The organism is Mycolicibacterium llatzerense (assembly GCF_000878195.1).
Classification (GTDB): domain Bacteria; phylum Actinomycetota; class Actinomycetes; order Mycobacteriales; family Mycobacteriaceae; genus Mycobacterium; species Mycobacterium llatzerense.
This window is the reverse complement of record NZ_JXST01000006.1, coordinates 42,768-62,867: the sequence shown is the minus strand read 5'-3', so window position 1 is coordinate 62,867 and position 20,100 is coordinate 42,768. Positions and strand designations below refer to the sequence as shown.

Genomic DNA, 20,100 nt, shown 5'->3' with positions numbered 1-20,100 from the left:
GGTCAGCGCAGCAGGTGCCGACGGGCGAATTCGAGCGACTCGACGAGTAGCGCCTCACGCTCGGCGTTGTTGCGCGCCGCCGACGTGGTGACCTCCAGGATCACGTGACCGGAGAATTCACTGGCGGCGAGCATCTGACAGACCTGTACGGTCGGCTGGCTGCCGCGCCCCGGCACCAGATGTTCGTCGGTGGACGCACCGTTGCCGTCGCACAGATGCAGGTGCACCAGCCCCTTGCCCATCCGGCGGGCCATGTCGATGGCATCGGTCCCGGCCGTCGCCGAATGCGACAGGTCCAGGGTGTAGTGCGCGTGATTGCCGTCCAGCGGGTCGTAGGACGGCGCGAACGCCGAGATCCCAGGTCCCGGGGCCCCGCCACGCTTGCGCATCCGCTCGATGGACGGCTGGCCGGTGCCGAAGAACCGGTCCGTGCGGAACGGGAACATGTTCTCGACCGCGACCAGCACGTCGCTGGACGCCTCCAGCTCGAGCACCTGATCCGAGAAACCCTCGGCGTAGCGGCGCTGCCACCGGAACGGCGGGTGCACGACGACCGTCTGCGCACCCAGCTGCTCAGCGGCCCGCACGCTGCGTTCCAGCTTCGGGATGGGGTTGGAGCCCCACACCCGCTGCGAGATCAGCAGACACGGCGCATGCACGCTGAGCACCGGCACGCCCCAGCGCTCCGACATCCGCTCGATGGCGTCGATGTCCTGGCTGACGGGCTCGGCCCACACCATCAGCTCGACACCGTCGTAGCCCAGGCGTGCGGCGTACTCGAAGGCAGCCTCGGTCCGCAGTGGATAGACCGAGGCGGTGGACAGGCCGACCTTGATGGCGGGACGCACAGGGCTCCGGCTCAGGCCGAGTAGAGCAGTGCGAGGGGCCCGAACGTGACCAGGCCGCCGACCAGGATCGCGATCAGTGTGCTGGCCAGGTCGTGGTCCTTGCGGATCACCCGGATACCGGCGACCAGGCCGAGGATGACCAGCATCGACAGCATCAGCGCCACGATCTGGTTCCAGCGCCACAACTGGTCGAACGCGAAGAACATGCCGGCACCGAACGCGACGGCCAACAGGCTCTGGCCGACCACCCAGGCGCCGCGCTTCAGGCCCGAACCGGCCTGTTCGTCCTCGTGATCGGCTTCGTCGCGGTCGTAGTCGTGGTCGTCGCGTTCCGCTTCGTCATGGAACGCGGCCTCGACGTCGTCGCGGCGGGTGTCCTCGTCGGCGGCGAAGCCACCGAACAGGGCGTCGTAGCGCGAACTCCGGCCTTCCCGCGACGTATCGCGCACGCCGGCGGCGTCGTCAGTGGCGTCAGCAGCCGCGGCGGCGTCGGCGTCGACGGGGAGCTTGGCGACGGGCTCCGCATCCTTGAACGACAGCAGATCGTCGTCGACGTCCGCGTCGGCGGGCACGTCCTCGTCGACCAGGTCGGGGCTCATCTCCTCGGCGCCGCGCACCGGCTTGAACGACCAGCGGAACGCGGGCTTGCGCGACGACGGCGCCACGAACTCCAGCGGATCGGCCTCGGCGTCGCGGCGGCGCAAGTGGTCCTCGTAGTCGTCGGCCGCGGCGTCTGCGGGCGCCGGGTCGACGAGGTCGGTGTGCAGCATCGCCTCGTCGACGACGTAGTGGGCGCCGGTGTCGTCGGGCTCCATCTCGTCGGCGGCGGACGGCGTCTCGTCCTCGACGGCGACGGCTGTGGCTTCAGCCGGGGCCTCAGGCTCGACGACGGCTTCGGGTTCGGACTCGGGCTCCGCGATGGGCTCCGGAACTTCCGGGGCCTGCGCGGGCTCTGCGTGCAGCGTCTCCGGCCGGATGATCGGGATTTCGCCGGTCAGTTCGGCGACCGTCACCGCGTCGCTGTTCCCCCGCCGCCGGCGGCGGCGGCCGCCGACGGGCGGTGCACCGATGGTGCCGTTCTTGGCCAGCAGCTCGGCGACCGAGATCGGTCGCGTCGCGGAGAAGTCGTCTGAATCTGTCATCGTGTCTCGCCTTTGGCGGGAGCTAAGCCCGCGAACGTTTCCACCAAGTCGGTTCCATCGGCTTCACTGTCGAGTTTCCGCAGAATCACACCCTCCCGCAATGCCCACGGGCAGATGTCCACCGCGTCGAGCGACAGCGCCCTCATGGTCGCCTCGGCCACCAACGCACCGGCCACGATCTGTGGCGCGCGGTCGGCACTCACCCCTTCCAACTCGGCTCTGTCAGCCGTGGTCATCCTAGAGATGAAAGATATGAGCTGTCTGAGGCCAGCGGCGGTCAACGTGCGCTTCACGCGCGGCCCCGCCCCGGACGGCGCCGCACCGGTGAGCCGGGCCAGCGACCGGAACGTCTTCGAGGTCGCGACCGCCAGCTCCGGGGTGCCCGCAGAGAGCACCTTGGCCGCCGAGGCGGACAGCTCGTTGTCCAGCCAGTCCCGCAGCACGGCCACGCGCCGACGGCCCGGCGGATCCTCCTGCAGCCATTCCCGCGTCAATCGGCCCGCACCCAGCGGCATTGACAGCGCGACGTCGGGTTCTTCGTCGATACCGCCCGACAATTCCAGCGAACCCCCGCCGATGTCGAGGTTGATGATGCGGCCCGCGCTCCAGCCGTACCAGCGGCGCACCGCCAGGAAGGTGAGCCGGGATTCGTCGACCCCGGACAGGACCTGCAGCTGGACGCCGGTCTCGGCCCGGACGCGGGCCAGCACCGCTTCGGAGTTGGTGGCGTCCCGGACCGCGGATGTGGCGAACGCCATAAACTCCGCACAGCCCGAGCTGGTGGCGATCTTGGCGAACTCGTCGACGGTCGCGACCAGGCTGTCAGCGCCCTTGCGGGTCAATTTGCCGGTGTCGTCAATGGCCTCCGCAAGGCGCAGTGAGGCCTTGGTCGAACTCATCGGTGTCGGGTGCCCGCCGCGGCGCGCGTCGACTACCAACAGATGAACGGTGTTACTGCCCACGTCGAGGACGCCCAATCGCACGGAAACCACGGTAACGGGTCTACGGTTGCGTGCTGTGACCGCATCACAGATCAGTGCCGGTGGCGCTGGTGCGCCCAAGAACGAGGCGCCGCCGAAGCCCGGTTCCCACGAGGTCGGACTGGACTTTGCCCGCGAGTGGGTGGAGTTCTTCGATCCGGACAATTCGGAGCATCTGATCGCCGCGGATATGACGTGGCTGCTGTCGAAATGGACCTGTGTCTTCGGGACACCGGCATGCCAGGGCACCGTCGAGGGACGGCCCGATGACGGCTGCTGCAGCCACGGCGCCTTCATGGCCGATGACGACGATGTCGCGCAGCTCGAGGAGTCGGTCAAGCTGCTGACCGACGAGGACTGGCAGTTCCGGGAGAAGGGCCTGGGCCGCAAGGGCTACCTCGAGATGGACGAGTACGACGACAAGCCCAACCTGCGGACCCGCAAATACAAGGGTGCGTGCATCTTCCTGAACCGCCCGGGTTTCGCCGGCGGCGTCGGCTGCGCACTGCACAGCAAGGCGCTCAAGCTCGGTGTCGAACCGCTGACCATGAAGCCCGAGGTGTGCTGGCAGCTACCGATCCGCCGGACCCAGGACTGGGTGACCCGCCCGGACGGCACCGAAATCCTGCGGACCGTCGTCACCGAATACGACCGGCGCGGCTGGGGCGAGGGCGGCCACGACCTCGTCTGGTACTGCACCGGCGACCCGGCCGCGCACGTCGGCGCCAAGGCCGTGTGGGAGTCCTACGGGCCCGAGCTGACCGAGCTGCTGGGCAAGAAGGTGTACGCCGAGCTGGCGGCCCTGTGCAAGCGCCGGGCCGGGCTGGGGCTCATCGCCGTCCACCCGGCCACGGAGGCTGCGAAGGCCGCCAAGAAGTAACCGCCAGCGCGGGAAACTAGCCCTCGAGCTTGTAGCCCAACCCACGAACGGTGACGAGGTGCACCGGGTTGGCCGGGTCCGCCTCGATCTTGGAGCGCAGCCGCTTCACGTGGACGTCGAGGGTCTTGGTGTCACCGACGTAGTCGGCGCCCCACACGCGGTCGATCAACTGGCCACGGGTCAGCACGCGCCCGCTGTTGCGCATCAGGTACTCGAGCAGGTCGAACTCCTTGAGCGGCAGCGTGATGGCGTCGCCGTTGACCGACACGATGTGCCGCTCGACGTCCATCCGGACCGGCCCGGCCTCCAGCACCCCGTCGGCGCCGACGACGTCGTCGGACTCGCCGCCGCGACGCAGCACGGCCCGGATCCGGGCGATGAGCTCACGGGCCGAGTACGGCTTGGTGACGTAGTCGTCGGCGCCCAGTTCCAGGCCGACGACCTTGTCGATCTCGCTGTCCCGGGCGGTCACCATGATGACCGGGACGCCCGACCGTGAGCGCAACTGCTTACACACGTCGGTGCCGCTCATACCGGGCAGCATCAGGTCCAAGAGGACGATGTCGGCACCGGCCCGGTCGAACTCGGCCAACGCCGACGGACCATCGGTCACGACGGTGGCTTCGAAACCTTCCTTGCGCAACAAGAACGCCAAGGGATCGGCCAGGGACTCCTCGTCCTCCACGATCAGCACACTGGTCATTGGTTCGGTCGCCCTCCTTGTGATGGCATCGAGTGATCATCCCCCTCGTCGACGTCAGCGTCGTCCGAATCGAGATAAGCCGGAATCGACAACGTGAACGTCGATCCCGTTCCCGGCTGACTCCACAGCCGGATGGTTCCGTTGTGGTTGGCCGCCACATGCTTGACGATGGCCAACCCAAGCCCGGTGCCGCCCGTGGCCCGGGACCGCGCCTTGTCGACGCGGAAGAATCGTTCGAAAACCCGCTCCTGGTCGGCTTTTTCGATGCCGATGCCGCGGTCTGTCACCGCGATCTCGATGTTGTCGCCGTAGCAGCGCCGGCTGATCGACACCTGAGAACCCTTGGGCGAGTAAGAGATTGCGTTGGACACCAGGTTCGCCAGCGCGGTCGCCAACAGGGTCTCACTGCCCAGCACCTGGTAACCGCGGGGCGCGTCGGTGGTGATCGCGATGTCGGCGTTGTCGGCGGCCACCTTGTGCCGGGAAACCACTTCGGCGACAACCGAATCCACGTCCACCGCATCCAGGTGCGGCAGCGGCTCGGCGCCCTGCAGCCTTGACAGCTCGATCAGTTCACCGACCATGTTGGCCAGCCGGGTGGATTCGGTGACGATCTTCTCGGCGAAGCGGTTGACCATCTCCTGGTCCTCGGAGGACGCCAGCAGCGCCTCGGCCAGCAGCCCCATGGCACCGACCGGGGTCTTGAGCTCGTGGCTGACGTTGGCGACGAAGTCGCGGCGACTGGCCTCCATACGGGCCTGTTCGGACTGGTCGTTGACGTAGACCACCGCGAAGCGGCCGTCCTCTTCGGTCAGCTGACGGGCCAGGCCACGCACGGCCACCCGGGACCGGCCCGGGTTCGCCCGTTTGGCCGGAGACAGGTCGAACTCGACGTCTTCCCCGGTGGCCAGGGTCCGCTGCGCGGCCTCCCAGGCCCGGTCGTCCAGCAGCCGGTCGCTCACCAGACCGAGATCTTTGGCCAGGGCGTTGGTGTAGACGACGTCGCGGTAGGTGTCGACCACCGCCATCCCCAGCGGTGACATGGACACGATGTGGGCGAACATCTCCGACACCGTGAGCCCGGACTGCTCCGCGGTGCGACGTTCGCGGCGGTCGCTGCGCCGCACCACCCACCGCATGCCGATCGCGATGCCCAGGGCCAACGCGAGCAGCGCCGTGGCGGCCACCAGAGGCAGCGCGGACGACAAGCTCACGCAGAAATCGTACGCATCAGGTGAACGTCATCCCAGCAGCGAGCGGCCAGAACGGTGCAAGTCACATGAACAAATCCAGGTGTTCGGCCGGCGTTCACCGGAGTTCACCGACTGTTCTGATGCGATCAGTTCTTTTTCGCACCCTGCGCGGCGACGGCGGCGGCGCCGGCCGCAGCGGCCTCGGGGTCGAGGTACTCGCCACCGGGCACCGTCGGCTTCAGATTCTCGTCCAGCTCGTACTTCAGCGGGATGCCCGTCGGGATGTTCAGGCCCGTGATCTCGTCGTCGGACATGCCGTCGAGGTACTTCACCAGAGCGCGCAGCGAATTACCGTGCGCGGCGATCAGGACGGTCTTGCCGGCCTTGAGGTCGGGCACGATGGTCTGCTCGTAGTACGGCACGAACCGCTTGACGACGTCGGCGAGGCATTCGGTGAGCGGCGCGTCGATGCCGGCGTACCGCGGGTCGCTGTCCTGGCTGTAGGTGCTGCCCTGCTCGATCGGGGGCGGCGGGGTGTCGTAGCTGCGGCGCCACGACATGAACTGCTCCTGGCCGTACTTGGCCAGGGTCTCGGCCTTGTCGAGGCCCTGCAGCGCGCCGTAGTGCCGCTCGTTGAGGCGCCAGTCGCGATGCACGGGAATCCAGTGCCGGTCGGCGGCGTCGAGCGCCAGGTTGGCGGTGGTGATCGCGCGGCGCAGCAGCGACGTGTACAGCACGTCCGGCAGCACGCCCTGTTCGACCAGCAGCTTGCCGCCGCGAACGGCTTCGGCCCGGCCCTTGTCTGTGAGGTCGACATCGACCCAACCGGTGAACAGGTTCTTCTCGTTCCACTGGCTCTCGCCGTGGCGCAGCAGGATCAAGGTCGGCATCGGCTGATCTTCTCACGTGCGGGTTTGTGGTCTTCGCCGCACCCGGGAGCTGTGGCTGCGCCGTCCCGCGCAGGCCTGTCCCCCACATGTTTCGCCCGGTGCCGTCAGATCGGACATGTCCCCAGCAGCCCGACACGCCCGGCAACGACACGCCGGTACCGTCCGCCTACTCCGGCCGCAGGTGCTCGAACGCCTGCAGGTTCTTCAGCGACTCCCCGCGGGCCAGCCGCCACTTCCACTCTTTCTCGATCGACGAGCGGAAGCCCAGCTCCAGCAGGGTGTTGAAGTCGAAGTCGACGGCCTCGATCACCTGGCCGAGCAGCCGGTCGATCTCGTCGGCGGTCACCGAGTGCAGCGACATGCGCCCCACCAGGTAGATGTCGCCGATGTTGTCGAGCGTGTACGCCATGCCGTAGAGCCGCCGGTTGCGGCGCAGCAGGTACTTGTAGACGCCCTCGAAATTCTCGTCGGGCTTGCGGCAGACGAAGGCCTCCAGACGTACACCGTGGTCGCCGACGCTCAGCAGCGTGTTGGTGGTCAGCCGACGCTCGCCGGGCAGCGCCACGACGATCCCCGGTCGCCCGCCCGTTCCCCCGTCGTGGTGCGAGAAATCGAGTTCGTGCGCCCGCAGGGTGGCTTCGATCAACTCGGTGACGGTCGTCGAGGACGTCACGCGCGCACGCCCCGACGGATCATGAACCGGCGGCTGCGGCGCGCCGCGGCGTCACGTCGAGGCCGACGGCCGCGATAGTCGGCGATGGCCCGCGTGTAGCCGGCCAGCAGCGCATCGACGGTATGTGCCCAGGAGAACGTCGCGGCGTGCTGCAGCGCGCCCTCGCGCAGTGTCTCCGGCCCCAGCTCCAGCGTCCGCCCGATGGCGTTTGCCCAGTCGCCGGGATCGTGGCCTTCGACCAGGACACCGCTCACGCCGTCGCGCACCGCGACGGGCAGCCCGCCCACCGCGGCGGCCACCACGGGCGTGCCGCAAGCCTGGGCCTCTACCGCGACCAATCCGAAAGATTCCGAATAGCTCGGCACCGCAACCAGATCCGCGGCGCGGTAGACATTGACCAGCTGTTCGCGGGACTGCGGCGGCAGGAACGTCACCCGGTCGGTGATACCCAGCTCGTCGGCCAGGGAAACCAGCCCGTCGGGCACGGCCAGGCCACTGCCCGACGGACCACCCGCGACGACGACGCGCACGTCGGGCAGCTTGGCGGCCGCCCGCAACAGCACGTCGGGGGCCTTCAGCGGCTGGATGCGGCCGATGAACGCGACCACTTGCTCGTCAAGCGAAAGGCCCAGTGCCGCACGGGCTTCGGCTTTGTCTCCGGGAGTGAAGGTCGCCAGGTCGACGCCGGGGTATGCCACGTCGATGCGGGCCGGGTCCGCGTGGTGCAGCGAAACGAGTTGCCGCGCTTCGTCTTCGGTGTTGACGATGAGCCGGTCGGCGGCATCGACGACCTGCTGCTCGCCGACTGCGCGCAGCGCCGGCTCCGGGGTGTCGCCTTCGGCCAGCGCCAGGTTCTTCACGGCGGCCAGCGTGTGGGAGGTGTGCACCAACGGCACGGCCCACCGGTCCGACGCCAGCCAGCCCACCTGTCCGGAGAGCCAGTAGTGCGAATGCACGATGTCGTAGTACCCCGGCTCGTGGTTGGCCTCGACGCGCAGGACGCCCGCGGTGAACGCGCACAGCTGCGTCGGCAGGTCGTACTTGTCCAGGCCCTCGAACGGGCCGGCGACCACGTTGCGCACCAGCACGCCGGGCGCCACGCGCACCACCGGGGCGTCGGTCGACGACGTGGCCCGGGTGAAGATTTCCACCTCGACGCCGCGGCGGGCCAACTCGAGGGCACTCTGCAGGACGTAGACGTTCATACCGCCCGCATCGCCGGTACCCGGTTGGGCCAGCGGCGAGGTATGGACCGACAGGACGGCGACACGCACGCCCTCCATCCTTACACCGTCGCGCCGGTGGCTTTCTGTCCGGGCGTCACAGCTGGGCATTCTGCGCACGCTCAACACCATCGATCGGCCGCAGAATGCACACCCGACACGGAGTGTCGGCGTGCAGACACGGCCGCTCGCGGAAGTGGCTCAGGCGGCGCGCAGCGCGCGGCGCATGGCGCCGATCGGGTCGGCGTAGAGCCCACCGAGGGACACCACCCCGGCGCCGGCTTCCTGCACCCGGTTACCGAACGTGGTGACCCGAATGTCCCTGACGCCCAACACCGTTCGCTCCGCGAAGGCCTGCTCGACCAGCGGCAGCCCCTCGGGGTACTCGGAGAAGGCCTGACCGCCGACGACGAGGTCGTCGGGGTTGAGCAGGTCGCGCAGCAGCGCCACCGCGGACCCGAGCACGCGGGCCCGCTCGGCCAGCAGCTCGACGGCCGCGGCATTGCCGGACCGCGCCGCACGCAGCACCGCGGCGATGGTCGACGACGGACCGTCCGCCGGCACAATCCGCTGCTTGCGGGCAGCGGCCAGTACGGCCTCGTCGCTGACGGTGGTCTCGAGCCGACCGGTGCCGCCGAGCAATTCCGACTGCGCCGGCAGTCCCGAGATGGTGCCCGGGCCACTGGCCGGCGAGTGCACCTTGCCGCCGATCGACAGCGCGTAGCCGACGGTCTCGCGGGCGTACACATACAGGCTGGTAGAGGACTCGGACGCGGCCGACGAGCGGCGTGCACCCAGCAGCAGTTCGGCACCGGCCATCGCGTCGACGTGCGACGCCAGCGACACCGGCAGCCCCAGCGTCTGAGCCAGCACGGGACCGACGGGCGCGTCCACCCAGCCCAGGCGCGGGTGGTCGACGTGACCGGTGGCGCTGTCCACCACACCACCGGCGGCGACGCCGACCCACAGCGGGCGGCGCCGGTGCCAGCGGCTCAGGTAGCGCTGCGCGCTGCCGGCCAGCGATGCCAGCGCGGCGTTCTGGTCGCCGCGCGGCGTGGGCGTCTCCACCACGTCGAGGGTGCGGCCGAACAGGTCGGTCGCCACGATCGCGGTGGTGCGGGCGCCGACGTGCAGCCCCAGAGTGAGGAACGGTTCGTGGTTCACCTCGACCGGAATGCGCGGGCGGCCGATGGCACCGGCGACGGCCAGGTCGGCCCGCTCCCGCAGCATCCCGGCGTCCAGCAGGGCCGTGACCTGGCGGTTGACCGTGGCGATGCTCAAACCGGTGGCCTGCGCGATCACGTCCCGGGCGATGGGGCCGCGCAGCCGGGCCGCGCTGAAGACCGAGCCGGCGGCGGCGTCGGCGACCCGCAGCGACGGCGCGACGATGTGGTGCCGGGCCAGCAGGGTGCGCTTGGCGTGGGCGGCGGAACGAACACCGGAGGCGGTGGCAACGGTGGAAACAGAAGCAGGCATTTGAGGGTCCTAGGGAAGAAGTCGGGCTGGTGGGTCCTGAGGCCACACCTGCCGACAGCTAGGACGAAGAGATCCGTGTCGTGAGTCAGGCGCAGCGCGAAGCGCGACAACAACAACACGAACGCCGCACAGCGACGCCGGATGCCTGACTGATGATCACGGAAGGAACTTAGCACGCCCACTAAGGTCGGTCATATGCCAACTGACGAACGCTCCGTGCGCGTCGCGGTGGTCACCGGCGCCAGCTCCGGAATCGGCGCCGCCACCGCGAAAACCCTTGCCGCCCTTGGTTTTCACGTCGTTTGTGCGGCCCGCCGCGCGGACCGGATCACCGCGCTCGCGGCCGAGATCGGCGGCACTGCCATTGTGACGGACGTCACCGACCAGGCGTCGGTGAACGCGCTTTCGGCCCAGGTCAGCGGCCTGGGACCGGTGCACATCCTGGTCAACAACGCCGGCGGCGCCAAGGGTCTGGCCCCGGTCGCGGAGGCCGATCTGGAGCACTGGGACTGGATGTGGCAGACGAACGTGCTGGGCACCCTGCGGGTCACGCGCGCGCTGCTGCCCGCGCTCATCGACTCGGGCGACGGACTGATCGTCACCGTCACGTCCATCGCGGCGCTGGAGACCTACGACAACGGCGCGGGGTACATCGCCGCCAAGCACGGCCAGGGCGCGCTGCACCGCACCCTGCGCGGTGAACTGCTCGGAAAACCGGTGCGGCTCACCGAGATTGCGCCCGGCGCCGTCGAGACAGAGTTCTCCCTGGTGCGATTCGACGGGGATGCCGATCGCGCCGACGCGGTGTATCAGGGCATCACGCCACTGGTCGCCGAGGATGTCGCCGAAGTGATCGGTTTCGTGGCGTCACGGCCGCCGCACGTCGATCTGGACCAGATCGTCATGCGGCCGCGCGACCAGGCGCCCTACAGCCGGTTCAGCCGCCGGCAGACGTAGTCGCCGGCGCCGAGGAGGTCGGTGCGGCGGTCGCGGTCGACGTTGACGTCGTCGTCGCGGCCGTCGTCGACGACGTTGAAGTCGACGTTGACGTCGAAGTCGAGGTGGCCGGCCCCTGCGGCGGCGGTGTCGTCGTGGTGGTCGGGGTACCCGAGTACGTCGGCGCATCGGTCGGGGTGGCCGGCGCGCTCTGCGGGATCGACGTCTCCGCCGGTGCCGCATTCGCCGGCGGCAGTGCGGACATCGACACCCAGGTGGCCCAGTCGACCGCCCAGTCCCAGATGTCGCCGTCGGCGTAGGACAGCTGGATCGACGTGCCCGTCACCTCGACCGGGTCGCCGTAGATGGCGGTCTGGAAATACTCCTGGGCATTGTCGGTCGACAGGTTGATACACCCGTTGGTGACGTTGGTGTTGCCCTGCGCGCCCGAGCTGGCCGGGTTGGCGTGGATGAACTCGCCGTTGTTCGAGATTCGCACCGCCCAGCGTTCGTGGACGTTCGAGTACCCGGCGGCGGGGTTGGACATCCAGAAGTCCGCGTACTTCTCGGTGACGACGTGCGTACCGCTGCGGGTCACGTTGCGCGGCTTGTCTGCCTCGCCGTAGCTGCAGGGGAAATCGAAGAGCACGCCGCTGTCGGTGAATACCTGGATGCGGTGGCTGGTCGCGTCGGCCTTGACCACCTGGCGGCGGCCGATGGTGATCTCCAGCGTGCTGTCCTGCGCGCCGTAGGCGTCGTCACCGAACGGGACGCCGTACAACTTGGCCGACACGCTGACCTTGGTGCCCGGCGGGTAGTACTCGCGGGTCCGCCAGTGCATGCGGGCGCCCTCGCGCTCGTCGGGCAGCCAGGCCCAACTGCCCTCGACCGGCGGATCGGTGACGACCTTGACGTTGCGCTCGACCGAGGCCTTGTCGGTGACCGAAGAGTCGAACTGCAGGATGATCGGCGCCGCCACCCCGACGGTCTGCCCGTCGGCGAGCTGGAACTGCCCGTGGACCTGCTTGGTCGGGTTCACGGTGGTGAACGTCGCGGACACCGGTACGGCCTTGCCGTCCCGGCCGACGACAGAACCGGCGAACGTGTACGTGGCGCCGAAGCCGAGCGGCTCGGCGGTGTTGAACGACGTGCGGTCCTTGTTGAACACCCCGGCGACGACCTTGCCCTCGCCGTTGGTGAGGGTCAGCTTCTGGAACCAGCCGTCGGTGACGTCGACCCCGATGCTGCTGGTCGGCACGACACCGGTGGCTCCGTTGGTGGGCCGGTAGGTGATGACGGGCGCCGCGGACTCCTTGGCAGGGGCCGAGGAGGATGAAGTGCCCGATGAATCCGAGCACGCGGCGAGCACGCCGGAAGTGCCGACGGCAATCGCAGTCAGCATCTGTCGCCGGTTCACACTCACAGGTTTGAATTTACCTACAGCGAACAGCCGATTAAGCATGGTTCCGGTGTGAGATCTATCCCGAAAGCGGCCTTGACGCCGTCCCGAACCGCTCTGGCCAGCGCTAATACGTCCGCGCTTCCAGCAAATCCCCGGTTCGTCAGAGCCAGCGCATGCTTGGTCGACAGCCGCGCAGGTGCCCCGTCACCGGGGTAACCCTTGCCGAAACCGGCCTGTTCCACCAGCCAACCGGCGGCCAGTTTGACCCCGTTCGGCGACGGGTAATTGGGCACCGGCCCGTCCGTGGCGGCCCGGATGCGCTCGAAGACGTCCTGCGGAACCACGGGGTTGGTGAAGAACGATCCGGCACTCCAGGTGTCGTGGTCGGCGGCATCGGACACCATGCCCTTGCCGCGCCGCAACGCCAGCACCGCGTCGCGGACCGCGAGCGCGTCGACGCGGGTGCCCGGCTCGGCGCCGAGCCGGGTTGCCAGTTCGCCGTACCGCAGTGGTGCGCTCAGGCCGTCGGCATCGAGGGTGAACTCCACCTCCAGCACGACGGCGTGGTCGGAGTTCTTCAGCACGCTGTGCCGGTAGCCGAAATCCAGGGTGTCGGGGCTGACCCAGCTGTCCGTACCGGTCTGGCGGTCGAACAGCCGGACCCGGCTGATGGTGTCGGCCACCTCGGCCCCATAAGCGCCGACGTTCTGCACCGGCGTCGCCCCGGCCGAGCCCGGGATCCCAGACAGGCATTCCAGGCCGCCGAGCCCGTGCGCCAGCGAGGCCACGACCACGTCGTCCCACAGCGCGCCCGCCTCGGCCCGCACCACAGTGCCCTCGATGGTGATCTCGGTGTTCGCCAGCAGGACGACCGTCAGATCACTCAGATCGTCGGCGACCAGCACATTCGACCCGCCCGCCAGCACCAGCAGCGGCCCCGCGTGATCCTTCAGCGCGGTCAGCGCCGCCACCACCTTTTCGGTGGTATCGCAGGTGATCAGACGGGCTGCCACCGGTCCGACACGGAACGACGTCAGCGGTGCCAGCGGCACGTCAAAGTCGACCGCAACGCCCCCGATATCCGAACTGACCACGGCCGCTAACGGTAGCGTGGCCGATTATGGCCCGCTCCTTCGACATGGTTGCCGAGTACCTCGGCAGCGTGGCGCAGGTGCATCAGGCCTTCTGCAGCAAGGACTACTGGCTGGACCGGCTCGCCGAGGGCCGCGCCGACGTGTCGACGCTCGACTCGTTTGCCGAGGACGGCCAGGGCGGGACGGACATCACCACCACCCAGACCATGCGTGCCGCGGGCCTGCCGGGCGTCGTCACCCAGTTCCACCTCGGTGACCTCAGCTTGGTGCGGGAAGAGCATTGGGGCCCGCTGACCGACGGACGCGCCGTCGGGACGGTGCGCAGCCGGGTTCCCGGTGCGCCGGCCACCATCACGGGCTCCGGTGTCCTGACGCCCACCGCTGGCGGTGCGCGACTCGAATTCTCCGCGCTGGTCGAGGTCCGCATCCCCCTGGTCGGCGGCAAGCTCGAGGCGATGCTGGGGCAGCAGCTCAGATATCTGATCGAGCTGGAACAGAAATTCACCACCGACTGGATCGCCGCCCGCTGGTGACCCGCCCATAAACTCGGGCCCATGAATTCGCCCGTCGGCCAGCCGCGGGGTTCAATTGTCGGCCAGCCGCGGGGTTCAATTGTCGGCCAGCCACGGGGTTCAATTGTCGGCCAGCCGACGCGCGGCACCACCGGATACAACCGCCTGCGCCGCAGCGACCGCTGGCTGGTGCACTCCCCGCGGGTCCGGGCACTGCTGCGCGACGCCGCCGAGCCACTCGTCGTCGACCTCGGTTACGGCGCGCTTCCGGTCACCACCGTCGAGCTGGCCGCGCGGCTGCGCACGGTCCGGGCCGACGTGCGGGTCGTCGGGCTGGAGATTCACCCGGAGCGGGTGCGGCTGGCGCGTGAGTTGGCCGGCGACATCGTCGAATTCGGCCTCGGCGGCTTCGAATTGGCCGGTCACACACCGGTTTTGGTCCGCGCGTTCAACGTGCTGCGGCAGTACGACGTCGCCGACGTGCCCGCCGCCTGGGCGGAGATGACGGGGCGGCTGGCTCCCGGCGGGCTGCTGGTCGACGGCACCTGCGACGAGTTGGGACGACGCTGCTGTTGGGTGCTGCTCGATGCCGCCGGACCGGTGAGCCTGACGTTGTCGTGCGACCCGTTCGCGATCGAACGCCCCTCTGATCTGGCGGAGCGTTTGCCGAAAGTGCTTATCCACCACAATGTTCCGGGCCAGCCGATCCACCGGCTACTGCAGGCCGCGGACCGCGCCTGGGCCACCACGGCCGGGCACGGCGTGTTCGGGCCACGTGTCCGGTGGCGGGCCATGCTCGACCTGCTGGTCGACGAGGGCCATCCCCTCGAGCCGCCGCGCCGCCGGCTGCGCGACGGCGTGCTGACCGTGCCGTGGTCCGCCGTCGCGCCGAACGAATAGGGTTCGCCGTATGCCGCCACCCCGCAGCCGACTGCAATCGCCGGTCGTCCTGGCTTCGGCCGCGGCAGTGATCGTCGTCGGCCTGATCATCGCGGCCGTCATGAGCAAGCCCCGGCCCGCCTCGACGCCGGCCGAACACCCGCCGACGGCATCCACGGTTGCCGTGGCGGCGCCGCCCCCATGCCAGCGACTCGACGCCACGGTGGCCGCGCTCACGCCACGCCAGAAGCTGGCCCAGCTGCTGATGGTCGGGGTCAAGAACCTGGCCGACGCGCAGGCGGTGGTGCGGGAGCAAGAGGTCGGCGGCATCTTCATCACCAGCTGGACCGACTATTCGATGCTCGGCGCGCCCCTCGCCGCCCTGTCGCAGGAACCGCGGCCGCTGCCGCTGGCCGTCAGCGTCGACGAAGAGGGCGGCCGGGTGCAGCGGCTGAAGAACCTCATCGGCAGCCAGCCGTCACCGCGCGAGCTGGTCGCCGCCGGGAAGACCCCGGAACAGATTCGCGAGATCGCGCGGCTCCGCGGCCAGGCGATGAAAGAACTCGGCATCACCATCGACTTCGCGCCCGTCGTCGACATCACGGCCGCAGCCGACGGCACCGTCATCGGCGACCGGGCCTGGGGCGACACCGCCGAAGCCGTCACCGCCTACGCCGGCGCGTACGCGGACGGCCTGCGCGACGCCGGGCTGCTGCCGGTGCTCAAACACTTCCCCGGCCACGGCCACGCGTCCGGCGACTCACACAAGGGCGGCGTCGTCACCCCGCCCTTGGCTCAGCTGGAGACCCTCGACCTGGTCCCCTACCAGTCCTTGACGACGCAGCTGCCCGTCGCCGTGATGGTCGGCCACATGCAGGTGCCCGGGCTCACCGACACCGATCCGGCCAGCCTGTCCAAGGCCGCCTACGACCTGCTGCGCAGCGGCAAATATGGCGGACAGCCATCGCGCCCATTCCAAGGCGCCGTGTTCACCGACGACCTGTCCAGCATGGGCGCCATCACCCAGCGCTACAGCGTGCCCGAGGCCGTGCTCAAAGCCCTGCAGGCCGGTGCCGACACCGCGCTGTGGATCACCACCAAGGAGGTCCCGGACGTCCTGGACCGCCTGCAGCAGGCCGTCGACGCCCACGAACTGGCGCAGGAACGCGTCGACGACGCCGTGCGCCACATGGCGGTGACCAAGGATCCGTCGCTGGCCTGCACCCGCTGAGACCACGGCGATAACTACGCTGATTCGCATGCGCATCGCACTGGCCCAGATCGGTACGGGAACCGACCCCGCAGCCAACCTGGAACTGGTCGCCGACCACACCGCGCGCGCCGCCCACGCCGGCGCCGACCTGGTGTTGTTCCCCGAGGCCACGATGTGCCGGTTCGGCGTGCCGCTGGCGCCCGTGGCCCAGCCACTCGACGGACCGTGGGCGAACGCGGTACGGGACATCGCCGCGCGATCGGGCATCACCGTCGTCGCCGGGATGTTCTGTCCGGCGCTCGGCGACGCCGACAGCCGAGTGACCAACACCCTCATCGCCACCGGCCCGGGCCTGGATGCCCACTATCACAAGATGCACCTGTACGACGCCTTCGGATTCGCCGAATCCGACACTGTCGCACCGGGTTTCGAGCCCGTCGTGATCGACGTGCAGACCGCCGACGCCACCGTTCCCGTCGGCCTGACCACGTGCTACGACGTCCGGTTCCCCGAGCTGCACCTGGAGCTCGCCGAACGCGGCGCCAAGCTGCTGACCGTCCACGCGTCGTGGGCGTCGGGTCCGGGCAAGCTGGAGCAGTGGACGCTGCTGGCCCGCGCCCGCGCGCTCGACACCAGCTGCGTCGTCGCCGCCGTCGACCAGCCGTATCCGGGCGACGAACTCGCCAAGAAGGGCCCGACCGGCAGCGGCGGCAGCCTGGTGACCTCCCCCACGGGCGACATCGTCGCGCAGGCCGGCCTCGACCCGGAACTGCTGGTCACGGACATCGACCTAGCTGCGGTCGAGCGGGCCCGCGAGACCATCGCTGTGCTGCGCAACCGCACCACGATTGCGCGTAAGGCACAATCGCAAGGGTGACTGACCCCTGGGCCCGCCCCGCCAATGAGGACGCCGCACCATCTGCCGAGCCCGCGCCGGAGGCTCCGGGTGCCCAGCCCGCCGAGGTGCTGACGGCCGACAACGCGTCAGTGCCGCCGGCGACCGACATCCCCGCTTACGGCGCCGACGCGCCGGCCGCGCCGGCCTACGGCACCGATGTACCGCCGACGTCGTACCCGGCTCCCCAGCAGGTGCCCGCCACCGATCCGCCGAAGAAGCGCCGCGGTGTCATGGAACTGCTGCGCGACCCGATGTCGCTGATCCTGATCATCGTGATCGCGCTCGCGCTGTCGGCGGCCGGTGTCGTCGGCGGTGAGTTCTACGCCCGCAGCCGCGGCAACAGCGTCGTCTCCTCGGCCGTCCAGTGCGTGGTCCAGGACAAGGTCGACGTGCAGTTCGGCGCCACCCCGTTCCTGTGGCAGGTCGCCAACAGCAACTACGACAAGATCACCGTGACCACCGCCGGCAACCAGCTGCGGTTCGCCAAGGGCATGAAGGCCCAGATCGAGATCGACGACGTCAAGCTCGACAAGACGGCCAAGTCGGCCGGCACCATCGGGTCGCTCGAGGCCACCGTCACCTGGTCGGCCGACGGCATCAAGCAGACCATCGCCGACACCGTCCCCGTGCTGGGTGGCCTGGTCTCCGACGTCACCACCGACCCGTCGTCGGGCACCATCGTGCTGGACGCGCCGATGACCCAGATCATCGCCAAGCCGACGCTGTCCGACGGCACCATCTCGCTCAAGGTGGAGCAGCTGACCGGGCTCGGCTTCTTGCTGCCGCGTGAGTCGATCCAGCCGGCGCTGGATTTGTTCGCCGCGCAGCTGACCAAGGACTACCCGATGGGCATCCGCCCGGAAGCCCTGCAGGTGACCGGTACCGGCGTGACCGCGAAGTTCGGCACCAAGAACGCGACCATCCCGCTGGCCCAGCAGGACTCCTGCTTCTCCGGCCTCTGATCCGCGTGATTTGTGCACGTTTTTCCGCGGTCACCGCGGAAAAACGTGCACAAATCGCTGACTAACCCAGCCCGTCGAGGACGGCGCGGGTACCGGACAGACCGAGCCGGGTGGCGCCGGCAGCCAACATGGCCAGCGCGTCTTCAGCGGTACGGATGCCGCCGCTGGCCTTGACGCCGAGGGCCGGGACGGTCTGCGCCATGATCTCCACGGCCTGCACGGACGCACCGCCCGCGGGGTGGAATCCGGTGGAGGTCTTCACGAAATCGGCGCCCGCGTCGGCCGCCGCGCGGCAGACGTCGGCCAGCGTCGGTGCGCCGGCGAGGTTCAACAGCGCCGCGGACTCGACGATCACCTTCAGCACCGCCGTCGGGGCGGCCCCGCGGACCGCGGAGATGTCGGCGAACACCGCCGAGATGTCCCCTGAGATGGCGGCACCCACGTCGATCACCATGTCGACCTCGTCGGCGCCGCGCCGGCCGTCGGCACCGACGACCGACAGTGCCGCCTCGCGGGCCTTGATCTGCGAATCATGCTTGCCCGACGGGAATCCCACGACGGTGGCGATCTTGACGCGCTCGGGCACCTCGACGGCGGCCAGCATCGACGGGGACACACAGACCGCGCAGACGCCCAGATCGGCGGCCTCCCAGCACAGGCTCGCGACGTCCGCGGCGGTCGCCTCGGGCTTGAGCAGGGTGTGGTCGACCAGTGCGGCCACCTGCTCGCGGGTCCAACTCATCAGAACGGCTCCTCTGTGCCACCGGGATTGCAACGCGCTTTCACCATCTGTCTGTCGTCGACCACCGGGCGCCACGGCTCGAGGTTCCAGCTGGCCTTGCCGGGCGCGGCGGCTTCGGCGAAGTACCAGTGGCACATGAACTGGGCACGCATCCCCGGGGTGTCGGCGTCAGGCGCCGAGTTCAGGACCTCGGACCAGGCCTCGTCTCCCGGCGCCGTGGCGCCCAGGCCGGACGCGTGCCGGCCGGCCCACGTCGGATACACCCGCAGGCTCGACGCGCCGTCCCACTGCGTCCACCGGGTGTGGTCGACGTAGGGCGGCGGCGGAACAGGTTGTGGAGTCGGTTCGGCGGGATCAACTGGGTCGGCCAAAGCCTGCGGGGCCAGCGCCAACGCGGCGGCTACCAGGACCGCGAACCGGATCGAACGCACCGATTACCGGGATTTCCCTTGGACCTCAAGGAGTTTGGGCTTCACGTCGACCAGGTAGACACCGGCGGCACAGGCCGCGATGGCCGCGCCCACCGGCGGGCCGATGATCCAGCCCAGGACCGCGCCGCCGCCCAGGATCGCCAGCCATACCGGCTTGGTCAGTTTGTCGACGGCGGTATAGGCATCCGGACGCTGCATGGCGGCATGCACGAACGCGTAGACAGTCGTGGCGAGCACCGCGATCTGCAACGCGAAAAGGACGTAACCCACCAGGCTTCCGAGGTACACGCCCTCAGCCTATGTGGGTTACGTCCTTGACGTCGAACCTGATTACTTCTGGGTGACCTTCTTGGCCGGAGCGGCCTTCTTGGCCGGAACCTTGGCAGCAGCCTTGGCCGGGGCGGCCTTGGTCGCAGCAGCCTTGGCCGGAGCGGCCTTCTTGGCAGCCGGAGCCTTCTTGGCCGGGGCGGCCTTCTTGGCGGCCGGAGCCTCGTCCTTCTCGGGCAGCTCGACGCCGACCAGCTTGGCGGCGCGCTCGCCGACCGCGCGGGTCTGGCTGGCAACGTTGCCCAGGGCATCCTGGGTCAGCTCGGTGACCTGCTCGCGCACGTCCTCGACACGCTCACGGACGTCCTCGACGCGCTCACGAACGCTCTCGATGGACGACTGGGCGCGCAGGCGCTCCAGGGCGGCCTCGCCGCGCTCGACCAGCTTGTTGTAGGTGTTCTGAGCGTTCTCGGCGTAGGTCTCGGCGGCCTTGCGCAGCTCTTCGGTGCTGAACTTCTCGCGCAGCTCCTCAACCTGGCCCGGCAGTTCTTCCTGCAGCTTGGTCAGGCGGGCACGGCCCTCTTCGACGCGCGCGTTGGCATCGGTGCGGGCCTCTTCGGCACGCTCACGCAGGCTCGCGACGATCTCGTTGACGGTGGCCAGCGCCAGGTCCGCAGCGCCGACGGCGGCGAACAGGGGGGCCTTGAGGTCCTCGATGGTGGGCTGGGCGGTCTCTTTGTTCTCTGCCATGTTCGT

Annotated in this window: 21 protein-coding genes and 1 pseudogene; 7 read left to right on the top strand and 15 right to left on the bottom strand. The window is 69.2% G+C overall.

The window, feature by feature from the left end:
- Positions 1 to 2 precede the first annotated feature (2 nt).
- From TL10_RS05805 to TL10_RS05795, 3 genes are read right to left on the bottom strand one after another with little or no spacing between them, the layout of a single operon-like run.
- Positions 3 to 848, bottom strand: a complete 846-nt coding sequence (locus TL10_RS05805) for a sugar phosphate isomerase/epimerase family protein (protein WP_043401352.1) — start codon at positions 846 to 848, stop codon at positions 3 to 5.
- Positions 849 to 859: 11 nt separating this feature from the next.
- Positions 860 to 1,990, bottom strand: coding sequence for an Rv0497 family membrane protein (locus TL10_RS05800; RefSeq protein ID WP_043984887.1), 1,131 nt, complete (start codon positions 1,988 to 1,990; stop codon positions 860 to 862).
- Positions 1,987 to 2,973, bottom strand: a complete 987-nt coding sequence (locus TL10_RS05795; protein WP_043402100.1) for a Ppx/GppA family phosphatase — start codon at positions 2,971 to 2,973, stop codon at positions 1,987 to 1,989. Before TL10_RS05795 ends, TL10_RS05800 begins: the two co-directional genes overlap by 4 nt.
- 49 nt (positions 2,974 to 3,022) lie before the next feature.
- On the opposite strand from TL10_RS05795, the gene TL10_RS05790 reads away from it, so the two are divergent.
- Positions 3,023 to 3,850 (top strand): DUF3109 family protein, encoded by an 828-nt coding sequence (locus TL10_RS05790; RefSeq protein ID WP_043984987.1) that lies wholly within the window; start codon positions 3,023 to 3,025, stop codon positions 3,848 to 3,850.
- Positions 3,851 to 3,866: 16 nt separating this feature from the next.
- Here the strand turns inward: TL10_RS05790 and regX are convergent, their stop codons facing one another.
- From regX to TL10_RS05760, 6 genes are all read right to left on the bottom strand, one after another.
- Positions 3,867 to 4,553 (bottom strand): two-component sensory transduction protein RegX, encoded by a 687-nt coding sequence (gene regX, locus TL10_RS05785; protein ID WP_043401347.1) that lies wholly within the window; start codon positions 4,551 to 4,553, stop codon positions 3,867 to 3,869.
- A complete protein-coding gene (locus TL10_RS05780) occupies positions 4,550 to 5,767 on the bottom strand; it encodes a sensor histidine kinase (RefSeq protein ID WP_043984885.1) in 1,218 nt (405 codons plus the stop codon). The genes regX and TL10_RS05780 overlap by 4 nt, the downstream gene beginning before the upstream one ends.
- A 125-nt stretch (positions 5,768 to 5,892) precedes the next feature.
- Positions 5,893 to 6,636, bottom strand: coding sequence for a phosphoglyceromutase (locus TL10_RS05775; protein WP_043984884.1), 744 nt, complete (start codon positions 6,634 to 6,636; stop codon positions 5,893 to 5,895).
- 166 nt (positions 6,637 to 6,802) lie between these two features.
- Entirely contained in the window at positions 6,803 to 7,309 is a 507-nt protein-coding gene (locus TL10_RS05770) for a type III secretion system chaperone family protein (RefSeq protein WP_043984883.1), read from the bottom strand.
- Complete coding sequence (mshA, locus tag TL10_RS05765) at positions 7,306 to 8,592, bottom strand: D-inositol-3-phosphate glycosyltransferase (protein ID WP_043401337.1); 1,287 nt, start codon at positions 8,590 to 8,592, stop codon at positions 7,306 to 7,308. Before mshA ends, TL10_RS05770 begins: the two co-directional genes overlap by 4 nt.
- A gap of 141 nt (positions 8,593 to 8,733) precedes the next feature.
- On the bottom strand, positions 8,734 to 10,008 hold the full coding sequence (locus TL10_RS05760) for an ROK family transcriptional regulator (protein ID WP_043984882.1): 1,275 nt from the start codon (positions 10,006 to 10,008) through the stop codon (positions 8,734 to 8,736).
- A 195-nt stretch (positions 10,009 to 10,203) separates the two neighbouring features.
- Between TL10_RS05760 and TL10_RS05755 the strand changes: the two genes are divergently transcribed.
- The gene (locus TL10_RS05755; protein WP_043984881.1) at positions 10,204 to 10,965 is read left to right on the top strand and encodes an SDR family oxidoreductase; all 762 of its coding nucleotides are present in this window, start codon (positions 10,204 to 10,206) and stop codon (positions 10,963 to 10,965) included.
- A gap of 103 nt (positions 10,966 to 11,068) precedes the next feature.
- On the opposite strand, the pseudogene TL10_RS05750 reads toward TL10_RS05755, so the two are convergent.
- Together TL10_RS05750 and TL10_RS05745 are read right to left on the bottom strand one after the other, a co-directional pair.
- Positions 11,069 to 12,406, bottom strand: a pseudogene (locus TL10_RS05750) (L,D-transpeptidase); the annotation flags it as partial.
- On the bottom strand, positions 12,382 to 13,440 hold the full coding sequence (locus TL10_RS05745; RefSeq protein ID WP_043401327.1) for a UDP-N-acetylmuramate dehydrogenase: 1,059 nt from the start codon (positions 13,438 to 13,440) through the stop codon (positions 12,382 to 12,384). The gene TL10_RS05745 and the pseudogene TL10_RS05750, both read right to left, overlap by 25 nt.
- A gap of 26 nt (positions 13,441 to 13,466) precedes the next feature.
- On the opposite strand from TL10_RS05745, the gene TL10_RS05740 reads away from it, so the two are divergent.
- From TL10_RS05740 to TL10_RS05720, 5 genes are read left to right on the top strand one after another with little or no spacing between them, the layout of a single operon-like run.
- Entirely contained in the window at positions 13,467 to 13,973 is a 507-nt protein-coding gene (locus TL10_RS05740; protein ID WP_043401325.1) for a DUF2505 domain-containing protein, read from the top strand.
- A 21-nt stretch (positions 13,974 to 13,994) separates the two neighbouring features.
- The gene (locus TL10_RS05735) at positions 13,995 to 14,852 is read left to right on the top strand and encodes a class I SAM-dependent methyltransferase (RefSeq protein WP_234711378.1); all 858 of its coding nucleotides are present in this window, start codon (positions 13,995 to 13,997) and stop codon (positions 14,850 to 14,852) included.
- 10 nt (positions 14,853 to 14,862) lie between these two features.
- Positions 14,863 to 16,062: a glycoside hydrolase family 3 N-terminal domain-containing protein gene (locus TL10_RS05730; protein WP_043984880.1), complete on the top strand. Its 1,200-nt coding sequence runs from the start codon at positions 14,863 to 14,865 to the stop codon at positions 16,060 to 16,062.
- Between the two features lie 28 nt (positions 16,063 to 16,090).
- Positions 16,091 to 16,921, top strand: a complete 831-nt coding sequence (locus TL10_RS05725; protein ID WP_043984879.1) for a carbon-nitrogen hydrolase family protein — start codon at positions 16,091 to 16,093, stop codon at positions 16,919 to 16,921.
- Positions 16,918 to 17,904, top strand: a complete 987-nt coding sequence (locus TL10_RS05720; protein ID WP_043984877.1) for an LmeA family phospholipid-binding protein — start codon at positions 16,918 to 16,920, stop codon at positions 17,902 to 17,904. The genes TL10_RS05725 and TL10_RS05720 overlap by 4 nt, the downstream gene beginning before the upstream one ends.
- Before the next feature lie 61 nt (positions 17,905 to 17,965).
- Here the strand turns inward: TL10_RS05720 and deoC are convergent, their stop codons facing one another.
- Genes deoC through TL10_RS05700 form a run of 4 tightly spaced genes read right to left on the bottom strand, consistent with a single transcriptional unit; the run spans position 17,966 to position 20,094 of the window.
- Positions 17,966 to 18,646, bottom strand: a complete 681-nt coding sequence (gene deoC, locus TL10_RS05715; RefSeq protein ID WP_043401319.1) for a deoxyribose-phosphate aldolase — start codon at positions 18,644 to 18,646, stop codon at positions 17,966 to 17,968.
- The gene (locus tag TL10_RS05710) at positions 18,646 to 19,068 is read right to left on the bottom strand and encodes a DUF2599 domain-containing protein (RefSeq protein WP_052506322.1); all 423 of its coding nucleotides are present in this window, start codon (positions 19,066 to 19,068) and stop codon (positions 18,646 to 18,648) included. Before TL10_RS05710 ends, deoC begins: the two co-directional genes overlap by 1 nt.
- 12 nt (positions 19,069 to 19,080) lie before the next feature.
- Positions 19,081 to 19,365 (bottom strand): DUF2516 family protein, encoded by a 285-nt coding sequence (locus tag TL10_RS05705; RefSeq protein WP_043401317.1) that lies wholly within the window; start codon positions 19,363 to 19,365, stop codon positions 19,081 to 19,083.
- Positions 19,366 to 19,407: 42 nt separating this feature from the next.
- Positions 19,408 to 20,094 carry a heparin-binding hemagglutinin gene (locus tag TL10_RS05700; protein WP_043984876.1) on the bottom strand — a complete coding sequence of 229 codons (687 nt, stop codon included), beginning with the start codon at positions 20,092 to 20,094 and terminating at the stop codon, positions 19,408 to 19,410.
- Between the last annotated feature and the right edge of the window lie 6 nt (positions 20,095 to 20,100).